Below are 19,039 nucleotides of genomic sequence, written 5' to 3'. Positions count from 1 at the left end.
TTGGAACATCTATTGATAAAGATGCCACTCATTATTGGAAACTATACAGTAGTTATCAGGAGATGGAAAGATGCTTTCATGGAACTCTTTTCAAGGTGACGGATTGATCCCTCTTTCTTATTGGACCAATGAAAAAATAACAATGGAACTACTACGAGACAAATACAAACATCGCTATCCCGAAAAGGTAGCACAAAACTACGCTTTTCGTAACAGTTCTTTGTTTTGTAGCTATATACGACAATCAAAAGAAATGTGGCAAGAAGCTGATAAACAAAGTAATTGGAGTAAACCCCTTACACTTTATTACGCCATGATGAATCTATGGAAAGCTTGGATTTTGACTATTTATCCAGAATATCCAGAGCAAACCTCCCAATTAAAACATGGAATCAGCACCAAAAAGAAAAAAAAGCAGAACTTCTCTTTGTTAGCAGATGAAATTAGATTTCAACGAGATGGGTTAACGACTCTGATCCTCACTGCTATGAACAGAGAAGAACTTATCGGACATGTATACACAACAGAACAGTTAGTTAGCATGTTACCTGTGTTACAGTCCAGTTATTTACTAGTTAAATCCACACCAACGCTTTGGAAAGTGACCACTGTACAAGATCAGATACTACTTCCTACCTATTTTCCTGATGAGTTGATTCCAATCATTTTAGAACAAGCCAATATCAATTACGATCCACAACTTAACAGATCCCGGGAGTTTTCCCTTCCCATCAAAAATTTGGCATCTTCCCTTTATATAGAGAAGAGCGATCCATACCTATTTGCACGTAAGGATCGCTCATTACCAGTACCAGAAGCACTGATTCTCTATTTACTTTTATTTTCTTTCAGCATGCTCTGCCGATACGATCCTGCTTTGTGGCAACAAGTCGTAAGCCATGAATGGATGAAAGAAAGTATTTGGGTTGAAGAAATATTTCAGCTTACCCAAAATCGATTTCCTACTCTGATACAAAAGTATCTCGAGCTTGATTAGCTTTCGTCCGCTTCCTCTTCCTCATCATCCGGAAGTTGTACTCTTGCTACTGTAGACACTTCTTGACCTGCATCTACTTTAATTAAACGAACACCTTGTGCATATCTGCCAAGAGAAGAGATACCACTAATGTTCATCCGGATCACGACACCTGCTTGCGTTACAATCATGAGATCCTCTTCAGGGGATATCACTTTGTGACCGACAACTTGTCCATTCTTTTTAGTGATATTGAGTGTCTTAATTCCTTTTCCACCACGAGATTGAACTCGATATTCCTCAAGTGGTGTGCGTTTTCCGTAGCCTTTTGTCGTTACAATCATAACCTCTTTACCTGGGACAGCGATATCCATGTCAATTACAACATCATCGTCACCTAATGTCATTCCTTTGACACCTGTAGCAGAGCGGCCCATCTGACGGACATCTTGCTCATGGAAACGAATCGACATCCCACTGCTGGTTCCCATGATAATCTCTTGTTCTCCGTCGGTCATGTGAACTGCGACCAATTCATCCCCATTGCGCAGATTAATGGCAAAAAGACCATTCTTACGGATATTATCAAATTCACTAAGAGCTGTCTTTTTCACTACACCTTGTGCTGTAGCAAAGAACAAGAAGTTGTCTTCAGTGAACTCTTTCACTGGGATTACCGCTTGGATTCGTTCATCTTGGTCGATCTGAATGAGGTTGATGATCGGAGTCCCTCTTGCCGTCCGTCCCAATTCAGGAACCTCATAAGCCTTTAGGTGATAAACCTTTCCTTTGGTAGAGAAGAAAAGTAAATGATTGTGTGAATGAGTTACAAAAAGATGCTGCACAAAGTCATCATCCCGAGTTCCCATACCCGATACGCCTCGTCCACCACGACGTTGTGCTCGATAGTTATTCAATGGCATCCGCTTAATGTAGCCGCGGTGAGTCAGCATCACCGATACTTCTTCTTCTGGAATAAGGTCTTCATCTGCAATTTGCGTCGCATCGATTTTGATCTTGGTTCTGCGCTCGTCTCCGTATTGGTCTCGTACTTCCACCAATTCCTCGCGAACTACCGCCAAGATTTTGGCATCATCAGCAAGAATCGCTTTCAATTCTGCAATAGTCGCCATCAATGCTTGGTATTCTTCCTCGATTTTTTCGCGTTCCAAGCCTGTTAAACGTTGGAGGCGCATATCAAGGATCGCTTGTGCTTGTTTCTCACTTAATCCAAAGCGCTCCATCAAGCCTGCTTTTGCTTCTGCACCCGTTTGCGATCCACGAATGAGGGCGATTACTTCGTCGATATGATCGAGAGCAATTCGGTATCCTTCTAAGATATGAGCACGCTCTTCTGCTTTACGTAACTCAAATTGGGTACGACGGGTAATTACTTCTACCTGGTGATCAAGGTAATGCTTTAACGCTTGTTGTAGATTGAGAACTTGTGGCTGTCCATGAACTAGCGCTAGCATATTGACACCAAAACTTGATTGCAGAGAGGTTTGCTTGTACAAGTTATTTAGCACAATTCGTGGGTTTACATCGCGACGAAGCTCGATCACGACACGCATTCCATTCCGGTCTGATTCATCACGCAAATCAGTAATACCATCAATCTTTTTATCTCTCACCAATTCTGCGATCTTCTCAACTAGACGAGCTTTATTTACTTGATAAGGCAGCTCTTCGACGATAATGCGCATCTTGCCATTCCCGGCTTCTTCCATTCGTGTCTTCGCTCTAAGCTGGATACTACCTCGTCCGGTGCGGAATGCCTTGCGGATCCCGTCTAATCCTAAAATGGTACCACCCGTTGGGAAATCAGGTCCTTTTACCACTTTCATGAGGTCATCCACTGTTGTCTCTGGATGATCGATCATCATCAAGATCCCATCAATTACTTCTTTCAGGTTATGCGGTGGTATGTTGGTAGCCATCCCAACCGCAATACCTGCTGCACCGTTTACGAGCAAGTTAGGGAAACGAGCAGGTAGTACAAGCGGTTCTTCATTTTGTCCATCATAGTTGGGACCAAAGTCGATCGTTTCTTTTTGGATATCACGAAGTAATTCGAGTGCGATCGGAGCCATCCGAGCCTCAGTATAACGCATCGCAGCTGCACCATCGCCGTCAATAGAACCAAAGTTCCCGTGTCCATCTACTAGCATGTAACGGTATGAGAAGTCTTGTGCCATCCGCACCATCGCATCATACACAGAAGAATCACCATGCGGATGATACTTGGCTAATACGTTTCCGACTACGTGAGCTGATTTCCGGAATGGCTTATCGGGAGTCATTCCCAAATCATACATAGCATATAGAATCCGACGGTGTACTGGTTTTAACCCATCTCGTACATCAGGTAACGCTCGACTAACAATTACGCTCATCGCATAGTCCAAGAAAGACGTCCGCATTTCTTGGCTAATATTAATCTCTTGAACTCTTTGTGAATCCGACATTGCGTAACATCACTCCTCGCTGTCTAATTTTCCGATTAAACAAGAATAGGAGGTTTGCTGCTAGGCAAACCCACTCCTTCTTAGATATCCAAATTGGCTTGTCTTGCGTACTCTTGAATAAATACACGACGTGGTTCTACCCGATCTCCCATCAGCATTTCAAATACATGATCGGATTCCATAGCATCTTGTGCAGAGACTTGTAACAGGGTACGACTTTCAGGATCCATAGTCGTTTCCCATAACTGGCCAGCATTCATCTCTCCCAAACCTTTGTAGCGTTGAACGTCAATTTTTCCTTTGCCAGTCATCTCTTTCATAATCTGTTCTTTCATCCGATCGTTGTACGCATACCGAATGGTCTTGCCTTGTGACAACTTATAAAGCGGAGGTTGTGCAATGTAAACATAACCATGTTCAATAAGTGGTTTCATATATCGATAAAAGAAGGTCAACAGAAGGGTTCGGATATGCGCTCCATCGACATCGGCATCGGTCATGATCACGATTTTATGATAACGAGCCTTTTCAATATTAAAATCATCGCCGATTCCTGTGCCTAGTGCGGTAATGATCGTCCGAATCTCTTCATTGGATAGAGCTTTGTCGAGCCTTGCTTTTTCCACATTGAGAATCTTACCTCGTAGCGGAAGAATCGCTTGGAACATCCGATCTCGACCTTGTTTTGCTGTACCTCCCGCAGAATCACCCTCAACCAGATACAATTCACTGATCTCTGCGTTTTTGGTGCTACAATCAGCTAGTTTACCAGGGAGCGAACTAACTTCTAGCGCATTTTTCCGTCTTGTTAGTTCTCGAGCCTTCCGTGCTGCCTCTCTCGCGCGGGCTGCCATAACTGCTTTTCCAATTACTTTCTTAGCTGTAGCAGGATTTTCTTCTAAAAAAATCTGGAAATGCTCCGAGAAAAGCTGTTCCGTAATCGTCCGAGCTTCGCTGTTTCCTAGCTTTGTCTTGGTCTGTCCTTCAAATTGAGGATCCGCTATCTTGACGCTGATAATTGCGGTGAGACCTTCTCGTACGTCATCCCCAGACAAGTTGTTATCACTATCTTTTAACAAGTTGTTTTTCCGTGCATAATCATTTACTACACGGGTTAAAGCTGATTTAAAACCTGATTCGTGTGTACCGCCTTCATGCGTATGAATGTTGTTGGCATACGAGTAAAGATTGGAACTATACGAATCGTTATATTGCATCGCTACTTCTACGATCAGGTTCTCTTTTTCCCCTTCGATGTAAATCGGTGGCTCATGTAAAACCTCCCGATTCCGATTGAGATACTCGACAAAAGATTTAATCCCGCCTTCAAAGAAAAACTCTTTCTTTTTTTGGTTTTCCTCTCGTTTGTCCTCGAGAATAATCGTAATTCCTCTGTTAAGGAACGCCAATTCCCGAATACGAGACTCTAATGTACCGTAATCATAGACGGTGGTCTCCGTAAAAACTTCTGGATCTGGTTTAAACGTAACAGTGGTACCATGATCTTTCGTCTCTCCGGTTATTTTAAGATCTGCTTGGGGAACACCCCGTTCATAACGCTGGAAGTGGACTTTTCCTTCTCGTCGCACTTCCACCTCTAACCACTCAGAAAGCGCATTTACGACAGATACCCCAACACCGTGAAGACCACCAGAAATCTTATAGCCTTCTCCACCAAACTTACCACCTGCATGAAGTACGGTCATTACTACTTCAACTGTTGATTTCCCTAATTTTGGATTAATTCCAACTGGAATCCCAAACCCATTATCCACAACGGTAATGCTATTATCCTCGTTTACCGTAACAGAAATCCTGTCACAGCGACCAGCTAGTGCTTCGTCAATACTGTTATCCACAACTTCCCAAACTAAGTGGTGGAGTCCTCGTACTGAAGTACTACCAATATACATCCCTGGTCTTTTTCGAACGGCTTCTAAGCCCTCTAAGACCTGAATCTGAGACTCATCATAATTAACGTTTTGAGATGCCAAACCTATTCACCGTCCTTTATCGTCCATTCATACCAGCTATCTTGTTCCAAGCGTTTTAAGAGCGTAAGAGAAGAAATAGTTGAGCCAAGGGTTTCGTTCTTGGTGATCACAACGGAACGAAGCTCTTCTTGGCTCAACTCCTTTGTATTCAAAAGAGAAGAATTAAGAGTGCTCTCTATATTTAAGATCGCAATAATATCCTTGGTTCGAACAATTCGGTTTCCGCCGAGGTGGATATACATCCTTTTCACCCCTGTACTGTTACGTTTCCTTGCTCCACCCGATATATCTTGGCTCTTTGTAGAGTATCTTGATGTATGCCTTCTAAGCTGGTAGTTGTTACAAATGTTTGTACTTTCCCTCGAATCGCTTCTAAAAGTTGTGTTTTTCGATGATCGTCCAATTCAGATAGAACATCATCCAACAATAACAAGGGATAAAAACCCGTTTCTTGATAGATCAATTCAATCTCTGCTAATTTCAGAGAAAGGGCAGCGGTTCTCTGTTGCCCTTGAGAGCCAAAGTTATGCAAGTCTAGCTCACCATTTTTTAAGCGAAAGTCATCCCGTTGTGGTCCAATGAGGGTGCTACCACGTCTCCACTCCTGAGATTCTAACCTCGCAAGCTCTCTCGTTGTAATAGCTCGTATCTGATCCTCATCCATTTCTCGTTGAATCGGGACCGAGGGTAGATATTCGATCTGAAGGCACTCTTTCCCTCCTGTGATCGTCTCATGAATTGGCTGGGCCCACTTGAGTAATAAATCAATGAAATAATATCTTTTTTTCCAAATTTGAATAGAAAGAGAAAGAAACTGCTCATTCAAAACTTCCAGCAGTTCCTTCTGCATTCCATTTTTTAAGATGGCATTGCGCTGATGAAGAACTTTTTGTATCTGATTAAGTTGATATAAGTAAGTGGGGCTCACTTGGCCTATTTCAGTATCTAAAAATCGCCTTCTTATTTGGGGACTTCCTTTTACTATGGCGAGATCTTCTGGGGCAAAGAGGATCGTTGGCATGGTGCCGATATAATGACTTAACTTCGGTTGTTCCAGTCCATTTCTTATCGCTTTTTTACCCTTCTCGTTTAGCTGAACTTCGAGCCGGATCAGCTGATCCCCTTTTTTTACTTTTGCTTTTAATTTGGAAAATGGCTTACCAAATTGGATCAAGTCTTTCGTAGCCCTAGTGCGATGTGATTTCGCCAAACTCAGAACATAGAGTGACTCCACAATATTTGTTTTGCCTTGGGCATTTTCTCCCACAAAAAGATGAAGTTCCTCTGGACAAGTCAGGGTGAGCAGTCCGATATTGCGATACTGAGAAATCTCCAGCTCTTGTAGTCGCACGTGATGTCACCCTCTCCCCAGTTTAGACGATTTCATAAGAGTCAAACCCTACTACTTGAACCTGGTCACCTTTATATAGCTTGCGACCCCGTCTATTTTCCGTTTCCTGATTGACTAAGATCTTTACTTCTTCAAGGAAGAACTTAGCCTGTCCTCCTGAGTCAATCAGATCTGCTTTTTTTAAAAACTGTCCGAGTGTAATGTATTCCGTTTGTATCTGCACCTTTATCATCAGATAAACTCCTTTTCTAGCGAGTGCGAATTGGAACAATGAGCTGCAACGTATCATCCGCATCTTTTGGCTGAATTTTGAAAGGGGTCATTGGCCCTGTGAAAACAATCTCCACTTGATCACTCTCTAGAGAACGAAGAGCTTCTAACATGTATCGTGCATTAAACGATATACCTAATCCTTGACCATTTACACGTGCTGTGACCTCTTCGGAAACACTGCCGATTTCATGAGAAACAGAAGTAACTTCTACTTGATCTTGGCCTATCGTCCATTTTATCACATTATCGCTTTTCTCCCGACTGATTAAAGAAGCACGCTCAACGGATTGTAACAATTCCTTGGTCGACACTGTAATAGAAGTATCTCCGGCTTTGGGGATAACTCGATCTGTATCAGGATATTTTCCATCCAATAATCTAGAGTAGAACGCAATTGTATCATGTTCCACCAAGATTTGGTTCTCTGTGATAATAAAGTTCACGTCACCCTCATAATCTGCAAACGTTTTCGCTAGCTCTTGTAGACTCTTACTTGGAATCACTACATTGCTTAGCTCCAACTCCTGGGCATTCTCCACCTTTACTCTTCTTCTTGCTAATCGATGGCTATCTGTTGCTACACAAGTAAGGATTCCGTCTTGAAGCATAAAGTGGACTCCTGTTAATTCTTTTTTCGCTTCATTGGTAGCTGCAGCAAAGACAGTCTGGCGAATCATCGCTTTTAGGGTATCTGTTGCAATGGAGAAACGTTGATCTGTGGATAACTGTGGTACTCTCGGATATTCTTCAGGATCTAATCCATTCAACTGAAATTCAGACTGTCCTGAGCGAATAGAAAGTTGAAAGCGTTCGTTTACTTCCCAATCTACTTGGTCACCAGGGAGTTTTCTCACGATATCCCCAAATACTTTTCCAGGTACAACAACACTCCCCAATCTATCCACAACCAAGAGTTCTTTGTCATTTAATGTTCGCGGTACTTTAACCGAAATTGTCATGTCGGAATTGCTTCCAGTAAAGGTAAGGGAATCCTCTTCTAAGGTGACTTTCATTCCCGTAAGAATAGGGAGTGTAGTTTTTTGAGAGACTGCTTTTGATGCTTGGCTTACAGCTTCTACAAGAGCACTTCTAGCAATACGAAGTTTCATTTTGTTTTTTCACCTCATATGTAATAGTCATAAAAAAGCATGCTTCTTAATATATTAGTTAGTTAAAAAACAGTAGTTATAGTAATAGGGGCTGTGGATAATGTGGAAAAGTGGCTTCAGGACAGCAGGAAAGCCTATACACGGCTGTGGAGAAGTTGTGCATAGGCTTGTACGGGTTATCCACATTATTCACAAGTGTGTGCTTGAATCAAAAAGTTATCCACGTTCCATCCGCTTTTGAATCTCTTCGATGGCTTGTTTTAGGTCAGCATCCACTTGTAATGCTTTGGTGATTTTATCATGGGCGTGGATGACAGTTGTATGATCCCGTCCTCCAAAGTCTTCTCCGATCTTAGGAAGGGAGTGATCGGTTAATTCACGCGATAAATACATTGCAATTTGTCTTGGGAATGCAATCGATTTCGTTCTTTTCTTACTTTTGAGATCTTCTACTCGAAGACGATAGTATTGCGAAACAGCTTGTTGTATATCTGGAATACCAATAACTCGAAGACGTCCTTGTGGAATGATGTCTTTTAGAGCTTCTGCAGCCAACTCTGTTGTGACAGGTTGGTTCATCAGAGCAGAATAGGCCATTACCCTTATTAATGCACCTTCTAATTCACGGATGTTTGTACTGATTCGATCAGCGATAAATGCGAGAACTTCACTAGAAACATCGAGAGCATCTGCGATCGCTTTCTTTCGGAGAATTGCAATTCGTGTCTCGTAATCAGGAGGTTGCACATCTGTGATTAATCCCCACTCAAACCGTGAACGCATGCGATCCTCCAGATTAGGTATTTCCTTTGGAGGGCGGTCACTTGAGATAATGATTTGTTTGTTTTCTTCATGTAGAGAGTTGAATGTATGGAAGAATTCTTCTTGGGTCTGCTCTTTTCCCGCCAGAAATTGAATATCATCTATTAATAAGATATCCACAGACCGATATTTATTGCGAAATCTATCCGTTTTATTATCTCGAATCGCATTAATAAACTCGTTGGTAAATTTCTCGGAGGAAAGATAAACTACCTTCCGATTTTCGTTATGTTCTAAAACATAATGTCCGATCGCGTGCATTAGATGAGTTTTCCCTAGTCCTACTCCCCCATAGATAAAGAGTGGATTATATGCTTTTGCGGGCGCTTCTGCAACTGCTAAGGAAGCTGCATGTGCAAAGCGGTTGTTTGATCCAATTACAAAGGTATCAAACGTATATCGGGGATTTAAAAGAGACTTTGGCAATTGATCAGGCTCTTCGTGATCGATGGGTAGTAGTTCGATTTTTTGTTTGGGTTCTTCCTTTTCTGGAAGAGGAGAGTTGGTTGTAGTAACAAACTGAACTCCTACACTGGTTCCCATGATAGATTTTAAAGCATCTCGAATGATACTGGCATATTGGTTACTCAACCAATCTCGAGAGAATTCGTTGGGGACGGAAATAATGAGTGTGTTGTTTTCTAAACGAACTGCCTGGGTTGCTTTTAACCAAGTTTCAAAGCTCGGTTTACTAACCCTCTCCTGAACTTCTTCTAAAACCTGCTCCCATAAATCTTGGATATGTTCCAAGGTTTTCCTCCTTCCTAAAACTTTTTCACAGTTTTGTCCACAAGGTAAAGATAGAGATATCAACTATTATGACGTTTTTTCACATGATTAACAGGCTGTGGATAAAATTGCTCACATGATGTGTAAAAGTGGAAAACAAGTTATCCACAATTTGTGGATAAACCAACCAAACCTTTCTAGTTTTCCACGGAGAAAACAAGATTAGAATATCAGAATTTACCAGTAGTTACAACGGAAAACTATGAGTTATCCACAATCCACAGACGAATGAATTGGAGTTATACACAACGTGTGAAATTGTGGATAAGTACGGGATAAAGTATGGATAACTTTTTGACTGGCAAAAACTTATCCACATGGGGATAACTATAAAGGGGAATTTGGTATTTTCTTGACTTTTTCTAGTCACAGTAGCTATAATATTGGAGATTGCGGACTCGTGATAACAAATCACCCATTATTATGGTTTTAGCCTTAAAGCGAAAGGAGGAGCCTCCTAGACAGTGATCCTTGGGTGAGAAGATGACTGTCAGTGAGCACCATTATGAAACGCACATATCAACCAAGTAAGCGCAAACGGAAAAACGTACATGGTTTCCGCGCTCGTATGGCTACCAAAAACGGTCGCAGAGTATTAGCGGCTCGTAGAAAAAAAGGTAGAAAAGTATTATCCGCTTAAAATAAGGCCACTCTTTGCTGTGGCCTTTTTTCCTATATAGATGTTACATCCACTAGATTTTGTCTATACTGATTGTTAGTTTGAAAGGAGTCCCCTGATGCAACGTCAGCATCGTCTTCGAAAAAAACGTGATTTTTCTAGAGTGTTTCGCGGGGGGAACTCGATTGCAAACCGTCAGTTTGTCCTGTATATCAAGCGTAACCGCTCCTCCGAACTTCGCTTAGGGATTTCTGTTAGCAAAAAGGTAGGAAATGCGGTGACGAGAAACCGAGTAAAACGGTTGGTCAAGGAAGTGGTACGAGCCTGGATTCCTTCGTTACAACCTGATGTTGACTTGGTTTTAATCGCTCGAAACCCTACGGCGAATATGGGATACCACGAGATAAAATCTAGTATCCGGCATCTTTTTCAAAAAGCAGGTCTGTTTCATTCGATTCCAGAACAGGAATGAATTTGATGGGAACCAAAGTTGTAATCGCATGTATACGCTTTTATCAAAAGTTTCTCTCTCCCTTAAAACCACCTGTCTGTCGATTTTATCCTACCTGTTCTCATTATGGGATTACCGCAATCAGACGGTATGGGATTTGGCGAGGTGGATGGTTTACATTAAAACGAATTTCCAAATGCCATCCCTTTCATCCTGGGGGATATGATCCGGTACCTGAGAAAAATGAATAGTAAGTTTTGAGGAGGAGTTACCTTGTCTAAGAGGCAACGATATGCAGCAATCGTCTCCCTAGTTGTTCTCCTACTGCCGCTTCTTGCCGGATGTACGCCTAATCCACAAGGCGAGCCAACTGGTGTATTTGGGAAGTATCTAGTAAAGCCGATCTCGGATCTGCTAGATTTTTTCTTTAGCGTATTAGGGAACTATGCTTGGGCAATTTTAGTTATGACCCTTTTGGTCCGTCTCGTGGTATTCCCATTAACATGGAAGCAACAAAAGGGAGCATTAGCACTCCAAGAAATACAACCACAAATTAAAAAGATACAAGACAAATATAAAAAAGATCAACAAAAGCTACAACAAGAGATGATGAAACTTTTCCAAGAAAACAACTACAACCCGATGGCAGGTTGTTTGCCACTCATCATCCAGATGCCGATTCTGCTTGCTTTGTACCAAGCAATTATGTACAACAAACACATTGGCACTCATGAATTCCTTTATATGAAGCTCGGAGCTCCAGATCCTTATTATATCTTGCCGCTTCTTGCAGCAATTACGACCTATTTCACTTTTGTCTCTTCGATGGCCTCTCAGCCAACAACACAGGGACCTAATCCGATGAAGGCAATGATCTGGTTTATGCCAATCATGGTATTTGTTTTAGCATTTAAATTCCCAGCTGCTCTTTCCTTGTACTGGGTATTTGGGAATGTAATATCTATTTTGCAACAAGTTTTGATCTTTACTCCAATGAAAAATAAAAGAATGGCACAGCGAGGTGCAACCCGTTGAATGAAAAGCTGGTTGTGGAAGACAAAACGGTAAGTAAAGCTGTAGCAAAGGCTTTAAAAAAGTTAAACACGACCAAGCGGTATGCCAATGTAGATGTTCTAAAAGAAGCAAGCAATGGATTCTTTGGGCTTTTCTTTGTACGAGATGCGAAGGTAGTAGTAGAAAAGCTATATGATCCAATCGATGAAGCAGAGAAGTTTTTACGAAACCTAATAGGAGAAATGCAGCTACCGATTCATTTGGAAGTGGAAAGACGTTCTCATAACTCAAAAAAACCAACTATTTTCCATTTGCATGGGGAAGAGGTAGGTCAAATTATTGGGAAACGTGGACATACTCTAGAAGCGCTACAGTTTATCACCAATCTGGTTGCAAACCGAACAACTCGTCGGGATATACGAATTCTTATTGATGTAAATGATTACCGTGAAAAGCGAGAAGAGACTTTAATTCAACTCGCTGAACGTATAAAACATCAGGTTCTGGAAAGTCGTGAAACGATGATCCTAGATCCGATGCCAGCGAACGAAAGAAAAGTCATCCATCAAGTAATGGAAAATGCTGCTGCTCTGCAGACTAAGAGCGAAGGGGAAGAACCAAATCGAAAAGTCGTCATAAGATACATCGGTTCTGAGCATGCTCAAAAAGAGAAGGTATATTGAGCATACCCAATAATATGAAGAAATGTACCATACTCTCCCTCACGGAGAGTTTTTCTTCTATTTGAAGTATTATCTCGTTCTATAGGGCAGCCTCCTACTTCTAAGTATGATAAAAAAGAGAAGCGACTGCTTATAGGAAGCTGATAAGGTCAACTAGCATTTTGCGAGGATAAAAGAAATTTCACCGAACGAAATTTACCTTTATTTGGATATGTTGGAGTGATTTACATGGAAACGGAGACAATCGCTGCGATTTCTACTGCTCTTGGAGAGGCTGGAATAGCAGTGATTCGAGTCAGTGGATCGGAAGCTATCCCGATTGTGGATCGGGTTTTCCGAGGTAAAACGAAACTGAAAGATGTAGAAACGCATACTATTCGTTATGGATCCATAGTAGATCCAGATTCTGAGACCAAGATTGATGAAGTTCTCGTAACGGTTATGCGTGCACCAAGGACGTTTACTAGAGAAGATGTAGTAGAGGTTAGCTGTCATGGTGGAGCTATTCCTGTTCAAAAAACATTAGAGGCGATCTTGGATGCGGGAGCAAAATTGGCAGAACCAGGTGAATTTACCAAGAGAGCATTTTTAAATGGAAGAATTGATCTGTCCCAGGCAGAAGCAGTAATGGATTTGATTCGAGCGAAAACAGATCGAGCTGCCAAGATTGCTTCTCAGCAATCGGATGGAAAACTGTCTCGTCTAATTCGGCAGTTACGACATGAGATCGTCGAAACATTAGCGCACCTAGCGGTTAATGTCGATTATCCAGAGTATGATGCGGATGAGATGACTAGCACTCTACTTACAAATAAATGTCAATACATTATTCAACAAATAGAAGGCTTGTTACAGACAGCAGCTCAAGGGAAAATATTACGAGAAGGTATTGCTACTGCCATTATCGGGAGACCCAACGTTGGAAAATCATCCCTTATGAATGCTTTGACACAAGAGAATAAAGCGATTGTAACGGATATTCCAGGAACGACACGGGATGTAATTGAAGAGTATATCAATTTGCGTGGGATTCCTCTTCGCCTTTTAGATACGGCAGGTATTAGGGAAACAGAAGATATAGTAGAACGGATTGGGGTTGAAAGATCCGAACAGGCTTTGCAAGGAGCAGATCTTTTATTGTTATTACTTAACAACTATGAAGGTCTACAACCGGACGATTATCGTCTCTTAGAGTTAACGCAACGACATAAAAGCGTTATTGTGATCAATAAGATGGATCTTCCGAGCAATCTCGATATTTCATCCGTTGAATCCAAAGTACCATCGGAAACTCCTATTATTAAGATGTCAGTGCAAAAAGAAGAAGGAATAGATCAGTTAGAAGAAGCCATTGCGAACTTGTTTTTTGAAGGAAAGCTAGAACTAACAGAAAGCACGTATGTTAGTAATGCACGGCATATTCATCTGTTAAAAAGCGCTAAAAAAAGTGTTCAGGACGTTTTACAAGGTCTAGAGTTGGATGTCCCGCTTGATATGGTAGAGATTGACCTGAAAAATGCTTGGCAATCATTAGGAGAAGTAATTGGTGAAGCGGTAGCAGAGGATTTGATCGATCAGATTTTCTCCCAGTTTTGCCTAGGAAAATAATATTGTAGTTGGTGGTGAATGGTGATGAATTACCGTGCGAATGACTATGATGTAATAGTCATCGGAGCTGGACATGCAGGTTGTGAATCCGCATTAGCAGCAGCTCGTATGGGTTGTGAAACCCTACTACTTACCCTCAGTTTGGATACTATTGCCTATATGCCGTGTAACCCGTCTGTCGGAGGACCGGCGAAAGGCCATGTAGTGCGAGAGATCGATGCATTGGGTGGAGAAATGGCAAAGGTGATTGACAAAACGCATATCCAGATGCGAATGTTGAATACTGGAAAAGGACCTGCTGTTTACGCTCTACGTGCTCAAGCAGACAAAGTTCTCTATCAAAGAGAACTGAAAAGAGTAATCGAGGAAACACCTAATTTGACTTTGCATCAGAATATGGTTGAACGCTTTTTAATGGAAGATGGTGTTTGTCGGGGAGTAGTAACCCGTACAGGTGCGGAGTATTACTCTAAAACAGTTATTCTCACAACAGGAACGTACTTACGAGGTAGAATCATAATCGGGGATTTATCTTATGAAAGTGGTCCAAATAACCAACAGCCATCTATTAACTTGGCGCATCATCTGATGGAGCTAGGATTTGATATGGTTCGCTTTAAAACAGGTACTCCACCACGAATCAATAAACGAACCATCGATACCTCTCAGATGGAAATACAGCCAGGTGATGATGTACCACGTGCATTTTCATACGAAACAACCGAATATAACATGGATCAACTTCCTTGTTGGTTAACTTATACCAATGAAGATACACATGAATATATCCAACAAAATCTTCACCGTGCACCTATGTATTCAGGCGAAATCAAAGGGAGAGGTCCACGTTACTGTCCATCGATTGAAGACAAGATTGTACGTTTTGCAGACAAGAATCGTCACCAAATCTTTATCGAGCCAGAAGGACGAGAAACACTAGAAATGTATGTACAAGGTCTTTCTACTAGTTTGCCGGAAGATGTACAGTTGGAATTGTTACGTACTATAAAGGGATTAGAAAAAGCAGAAATGATGCGAACCGGATATGCAATTGAATATGACGCCATTGTACCTACTCAATTGTGGCCATCTTTGGAAACCAAGTTGGTGGAAAACTTATTTACAGCTGGGCAAATCAATGGTACTTCCGGTTATGAAGAGGCTGCAGCTCAAGGAATCATGGCAGGGATTAATGCTGCCCGGAAAGTTCAAGGGAAAAGCCCTGTTGTATTAGATCGTTCGCAAGCCTATATTGGTGTACTGATTGACGACTTAGTGACCAAAGGGACAGAAGAGCCTTATCGTCTGCTAACTTCTCGTGCGGAACACCGGCTACTACTTCGTCATGACAACGCAGACCTTCGTCTAACTGATATTGGCTATGAAATAGGCCTTATTTCCAAAGAACGTTATCAAAAGTTTGAAGCCAAAAAAGAGGCGATCGCCCGAGAAATAGAGCGTCTACGAGAAACTAAGATTCGTCCAATACCTGAAGTTCAAGCAATATTGGAACGAATGGGGACTTCAGAGATTCACAATGCGGTAGAACTAGCAAATTTAATCAAACGACCAGAGCTTGGGTATGCGCATATTGCAGAGATGTCTCCATCCTCAGAAGAGATCTCGGAAGATGTTGCCGAACAAGTGGAAATTCAACTAAAATACGAAGGATATATCAAAAAATCATTACAACAAGTAGAGAAAATGAGAAAGATGGAAGCTAAGCGTATTCCTCAGTGGGTAGACTATACCAAAATAGCAGGAATCTCTTCAGAAGCACGCGAGAAGTTAATGTTAGTTCGTCCTGTTTCACTTGGGCAAGCCTCTCGGATCTCGGGAGTCAATCCTGCTGATATTTCCATTCTGATGGTTCATATGGAGCAAGGTGGAAAAGCAGTACAAAAAGCAGAATAGTAAAGTGAAACTTCCATCGGGGGAGTTTTCTCCATCCCTTCTTGAATGGTTAGACAAATAACTTTGAGATAACAGCCCCTTTCTCTACAGGAGAGAGGGGCTGTTCATAAGGAGAGTTACAGTGAAAGAAATCGAGAAATTACAGAATGAATTCGCTCTCACGGATGTACAACTAAACCAATTGGAACTTTACTACCGACTATTAATTGAGACCAACCAACATATGAATTTAACTGCAATTACCGAAAAAAGCGATGTCTATATTAAACACTTTTATGATTCATTGAGTTTGTCTCAAATCGTAAAAATAGAAAATGGAACCTCTTTAATCGATGTCGGAACTGGAGCTGGGTTTCCTGGCCTCCCGCTCAAGATAGCTTTTCCGGAGACAGAGGTAGTACTTTTAGATTCTCTACAAAAAAGATTGAGATTTCTACAAGAGGTTATTCAGACTTGTAACTTAAAGGGAATTCAAACAGTACATGCTAGAGCAGAGGATGGAGCAAGACGAGTGGAGCTTCGTCAACAGTTTGATTTGGTTACAGCCCGTGCGGTAGCCCGTCTAAATGTATTAGCGGAGTATTTACTACCATATGTTCGCGTTGGAGGATTCTGTGTTGCGATGAAAGGACCAGGTGCAGAAGAGGAATTAACAGAAGCCAAAGTAGCGATCGAGAGACTTGGAGCGGAATTAGTAGAAATAAAGAAGCTAGAGCTCCCTTACCATATGGGGGAACGAAACTTAATAGTATTAGAAAAGAAAAAAGGAACCCCCAAGCGCTATCCGAGGAAAGCGGGGATTCCGAGCAAAGAACCTATTTCCTAAAAAATATGTCGAATATTTCCCGGGAAATGAGTCGAATCAACCAAGATTATTGATTAAATTGTGCAAACCTCGAAGTGCTAATTTCCGTTTTTCCAACTTATCCATCTCTTGACGCTTACGGTTTCCTTGGGAAAAGGGAGTTAGGAACTCCTCCCAAGAAGAATAACCACCATAAGCATCTTCGAATTCAATATCATCTCGTTTTAATTGGTCACTGGTGGTGCTGCTTTCCAAGAAATCAAACTCATCTTCTGGGTAAATAGATTCAATTTTTTTGGGTGGATGGATTGTTGCACTTGACTCTGGATCTTGAGTCAATGGTGTTTTTGAAATAGTAGGCTTTGTAAATGACTCTATATTTGCAAATAGCCTACTTTTTTTATTTGCACGAGACCGTCGTCTACTGCTAAAAGGCTCTATTGGAGTAACTTCTGAATGTTTAGCCTCAGGTTGAATTGATTCTGTCATGCTTGGTTTAGACTGACTCGGTTTAGACTGACTTGGTTTAGACTGACTTGGTTTAGACTGACTTGGTTTAGATTGACTTGGTTTAGATTGACTTGGTTTAGATTGACTTGGTTTAGATTGACTTGGTTTAGACTGATTTGGTTTGACATCAATCTTGGACGCTTTCTGTTGTGATGGCAAATCTGCTTTTATTAGATTTTTTAATTCGTCTGTTTTGGTTTGTGGTATAGAAAGTTTCTTAAGACGAGATGTATCATCTTGTTTTTTTATTTTAGAATGAATCGATGTTTCGCTTGTTTCTAACTCCTCTAAATCATTAGCGGAACTTTCTAATGATAAGGAAGGAATAGGGGATTCTTTTGTAACTTCCGTCTCAATAGGAGCAATATGATTCTGGATACTAGAAGAACTACTTTCTTTGTGCTCTATCGAACTACTATCCTGTATAGTTGAATTCTCCATCACACTGGAGGATTCTAGTGGTTTTGAATTCTGTTCATTTTTTTCCTCTGGATCCTTTGCTAGTAACTTTTCAAATATCTGGTTTCCGAGCAACGACTCCTTAATAAGAGGTTTTTTATTGGATGTTTCCCTTTGGTTCCAAAGTAAGCTTTTTTGCCCTAGTAAACTGGATCCAATGACGACACCTCTTTTTGGGAGCGAGAATGTTTGAGTAGGATCTTCGCGGATATCTGCTTCTAAGACCTCATCATTTTCTTCCATGAGTACTACTTCTTGCACAGTAGGAGACTCTACTTCCTCTTGTTTCTCATGCTCTTCTGATTCAGCTGTGTCATCTATATTTTCTTGTTCGGAATCATTAGCTTGATCGAGAGTTACATCTAATTGAACAGAAGAGGATTCCGATTTTGATTCTGAGATTGATAGTTCTCCAGAATAAAATTGTGGAAACACAAATAAGGAGTTATCCTCCTCAGCTACTGTTTCTTGTATTTCTTGTTGATCCAGAGACTCCTCAGTTTTTATGCTGTTTTCAACAGACTTTGTTTCCATCTGTTCTTCTAACAAATCTGAATGGAATAAAAAGGTACTGACAGCACTACTTTCTTTCGTTTGTTCCTCTTGATGAGGATCAAGGAGAAAAGCGGAACTGGAACTTTCTTCTATATGTTTGGTAGAACTAGACTCAATCTTGCTGTCGGTAGCATGTAAGTTAGAATCCTCTGTATGAGTCGGAAATGAGATAAAGGGATTTGCTGTATTTTTCTCATGCGCTGATTCGATTGGTAGTTCCTCATCTAGAGTATCCAATACCAAAGGGCTTCCGATCTCTATTTCCTCAAACTGAGATTTGGCTAATGCTGGTTTTGTTTGAAGAACAAACGTGGTAGATTCAATTTCTGTCGTTGTAATCGTCTGTTTATCCACAAACACTTGGTATAATTCTTCGTCGTCCCAAGTGGTGGAGGAGGAACGATTCTTCTGACAGATTAGTGTCATGAGAGAATTTTGATCCATATCAATCCAGAGTGCGGTCTGTCCGTTCGCTTGTACACTCTCTAAAGCTTTCAATGCGTTTTCACCGGCTCCGAGAATGAGGACATCAAAGTTTTTCTCTTCGTTAGACAAAATCTTCCCCTCCTTCGCTAATTTTGCAATTCGCTCCTAGTTTGATCCTTTCTATATTATCCCTCTTTTCGAAAGGAAACTCCA

General features: G+C 41.3%; 17 protein-coding genes. 9 read left to right on the top strand and 8 right to left on the bottom strand.

Features of this window, described 5'->3' with window-relative positions:
* The first annotated feature begins 70 nt into the window (after window positions 1–70).
* Complete coding sequence (locus tag VJ09_RS10705; RefSeq protein ID WP_044641430.1) at window positions 71–997, top strand: YaaC family protein; 927 nt, start codon at window positions 71–73, stop codon at window positions 995–997.
* On the opposite strand, the gene gyrA is transcribed toward VJ09_RS10705, so the two are convergent.
* From gyrA to dnaA, 7 genes are all read right to left on the bottom strand, one after another.
* Window positions 994–3,444 (bottom strand): DNA gyrase subunit A, encoded by a 2,451-nt coding sequence (gene gyrA / locus VJ09_RS10700; protein WP_044641429.1) that lies wholly within the window; start codon window positions 3,442–3,444, stop codon window positions 994–996. The two genes, VJ09_RS10705 and gyrA, sit on opposite strands and share 4 nt — an antisense overlap.
* A gap of 80 nt (window positions 3,445–3,524) precedes the next feature.
* Window positions 3,525–5,438, bottom strand: coding sequence for a DNA topoisomerase (ATP-hydrolyzing) subunit B (gyrB, locus tag VJ09_RS10695; protein WP_230199117.1), 1,914 nt, complete (start codon window positions 5,436–5,438; stop codon window positions 3,525–3,527).
* 2 nt (window positions 5,439–5,440) lie between these two features.
* Entirely contained in the window at window positions 5,441–5,680 is a 240-nt protein-coding gene (gene remB / locus VJ09_RS10690) for an extracellular matrix regulator RemB (protein WP_044641427.1), read from the bottom strand.
* A 5-nt stretch (window positions 5,681–5,685) separates the two neighbouring features.
* Window positions 5,686–6,789: a DNA replication/repair protein RecF gene (recF, locus tag VJ09_RS10685; protein ID WP_044641426.1), complete on the bottom strand. Its 1,104-nt coding sequence runs from the start codon at window positions 6,787–6,789 to the stop codon at window positions 5,686–5,688.
* Window positions 6,790–6,811: 22 nt separating this feature from the next.
* Window positions 6,812–7,021: a S4 domain-containing protein YaaA gene (gene yaaA, locus VJ09_RS10680; protein WP_044641425.1), complete on the bottom strand. Its 210-nt coding sequence runs from the start codon at window positions 7,019–7,021 to the stop codon at window positions 6,812–6,814.
* Between the two features lie 16 nt (window positions 7,022–7,037).
* The gene (dnaN, locus tag VJ09_RS10675) at window positions 7,038–8,171 is read right to left on the bottom strand and encodes a DNA polymerase III subunit beta (protein WP_044641424.1); all 1,134 of its coding nucleotides are present in this window, start codon (window positions 8,169–8,171) and stop codon (window positions 7,038–7,040) included.
* Between the two features lie 216 nt (window positions 8,172–8,387).
* Complete coding sequence (gene dnaA / locus VJ09_RS10670) at window positions 8,388–9,743, bottom strand: chromosomal replication initiator protein DnaA (protein WP_044641423.1); 1,356 nt, start codon at window positions 9,741–9,743, stop codon at window positions 8,388–8,390.
* Between the two features lie 544 nt (window positions 9,744–10,287).
* Between dnaA and rpmH the strand changes: the two genes are divergently transcribed.
* The 8 genes from rpmH (at window position 10,288) to rsmG (ending at window position 16,897) form a co-directional block, all read left to right on the top strand.
* On the top strand, window positions 10,288–10,422 hold the full coding sequence (gene rpmH / locus VJ09_RS18070) for a 50S ribosomal protein L34 (protein ID WP_082050534.1): 135 nt from the start codon (window positions 10,288–10,290) through the stop codon (window positions 10,420–10,422).
* 97 nt (window positions 10,423–10,519) lie between these two features.
* Window positions 10,520–10,873 carry a ribonuclease P protein component gene (gene rnpA / locus VJ09_RS10665; protein WP_044641422.1) on the top strand — a complete coding sequence of 118 codons (354 nt, stop codon included), beginning with the start codon at window positions 10,520–10,522 and terminating at the stop codon, window positions 10,871–10,873.
* A gap of 5 nt (window positions 10,874–10,878) precedes the next feature.
* Window positions 10,879–11,103 (top strand): membrane protein insertion efficiency factor YidD, encoded by a 225-nt coding sequence (yidD, locus tag VJ09_RS10660; RefSeq protein ID WP_044641421.1) that lies wholly within the window; start codon window positions 10,879–10,881, stop codon window positions 11,101–11,103.
* A 22-nt stretch (window positions 11,104–11,125) separates the two neighbouring features.
* A complete protein-coding gene (locus tag VJ09_RS10655) occupies window positions 11,126–11,887 on the top strand; it encodes a YidC/Oxa1 family membrane protein insertase (protein ID WP_082050490.1) in 762 nt (253 codons plus the stop codon).
* Window positions 11,884–12,549: an RNA-binding cell elongation regulator Jag/EloR gene (gene jag / locus VJ09_RS10650; protein ID WP_044641420.1), complete on the top strand. Its 666-nt coding sequence runs from the start codon at window positions 11,884–11,886 to the stop codon at window positions 12,547–12,549. The genes VJ09_RS10655 and jag overlap by 4 nt, the downstream gene beginning before the upstream one ends.
* Before the next feature lie 228 nt (window positions 12,550–12,777).
* Window positions 12,778–14,157 carry a tRNA uridine-5-carboxymethylaminomethyl(34) synthesis GTPase MnmE gene (mnmE, locus tag VJ09_RS10645; protein WP_044641419.1) on the top strand — a complete coding sequence of 460 codons (1,380 nt, stop codon included), beginning with the start codon at window positions 12,778–12,780 and terminating at the stop codon, window positions 14,155–14,157.
* A gap of 24 nt (window positions 14,158–14,181) precedes the next feature.
* On the top strand, window positions 14,182–16,071 hold the full coding sequence (gene mnmG, locus VJ09_RS10640; protein WP_044641418.1) for a tRNA uridine-5-carboxymethylaminomethyl(34) synthesis enzyme MnmG: 1,890 nt from the start codon (window positions 14,182–14,184) through the stop codon (window positions 16,069–16,071).
* Window positions 16,072–16,192: 121 nt separating this feature from the next.
* Window positions 16,193–16,897: a 16S rRNA (guanine(527)-N(7))-methyltransferase RsmG gene (rsmG, locus tag VJ09_RS10635; RefSeq protein ID WP_044641417.1), complete on the top strand. Its 705-nt coding sequence runs from the start codon at window positions 16,193–16,195 to the stop codon at window positions 16,895–16,897.
* A gap of 36 nt (window positions 16,898–16,933) precedes the next feature.
* Here rsmG and VJ09_RS19220 read toward each other — a convergent pair whose 3' ends face one another.
* Entirely contained in the window at window positions 16,934–18,955 is a 2,022-nt protein-coding gene (locus tag VJ09_RS19220; RefSeq protein ID WP_044641416.1) for a hypothetical protein, read from the bottom strand.
* Window positions 18,956–19,039 lie beyond the last annotated feature (84 nt).

The organism is Risungbinella massiliensis, from assembly GCF_000942395.1.
GTDB classification, from domain to species: domain Bacteria; phylum Bacillota; class Bacilli; order Thermoactinomycetales; family Thermoactinomycetaceae; genus Risungbinella; species Risungbinella massiliensis.
Note: the sequence above shows the minus strand (reverse complement) of the source record. Positions and strands in the feature narration are given on the sequence as shown.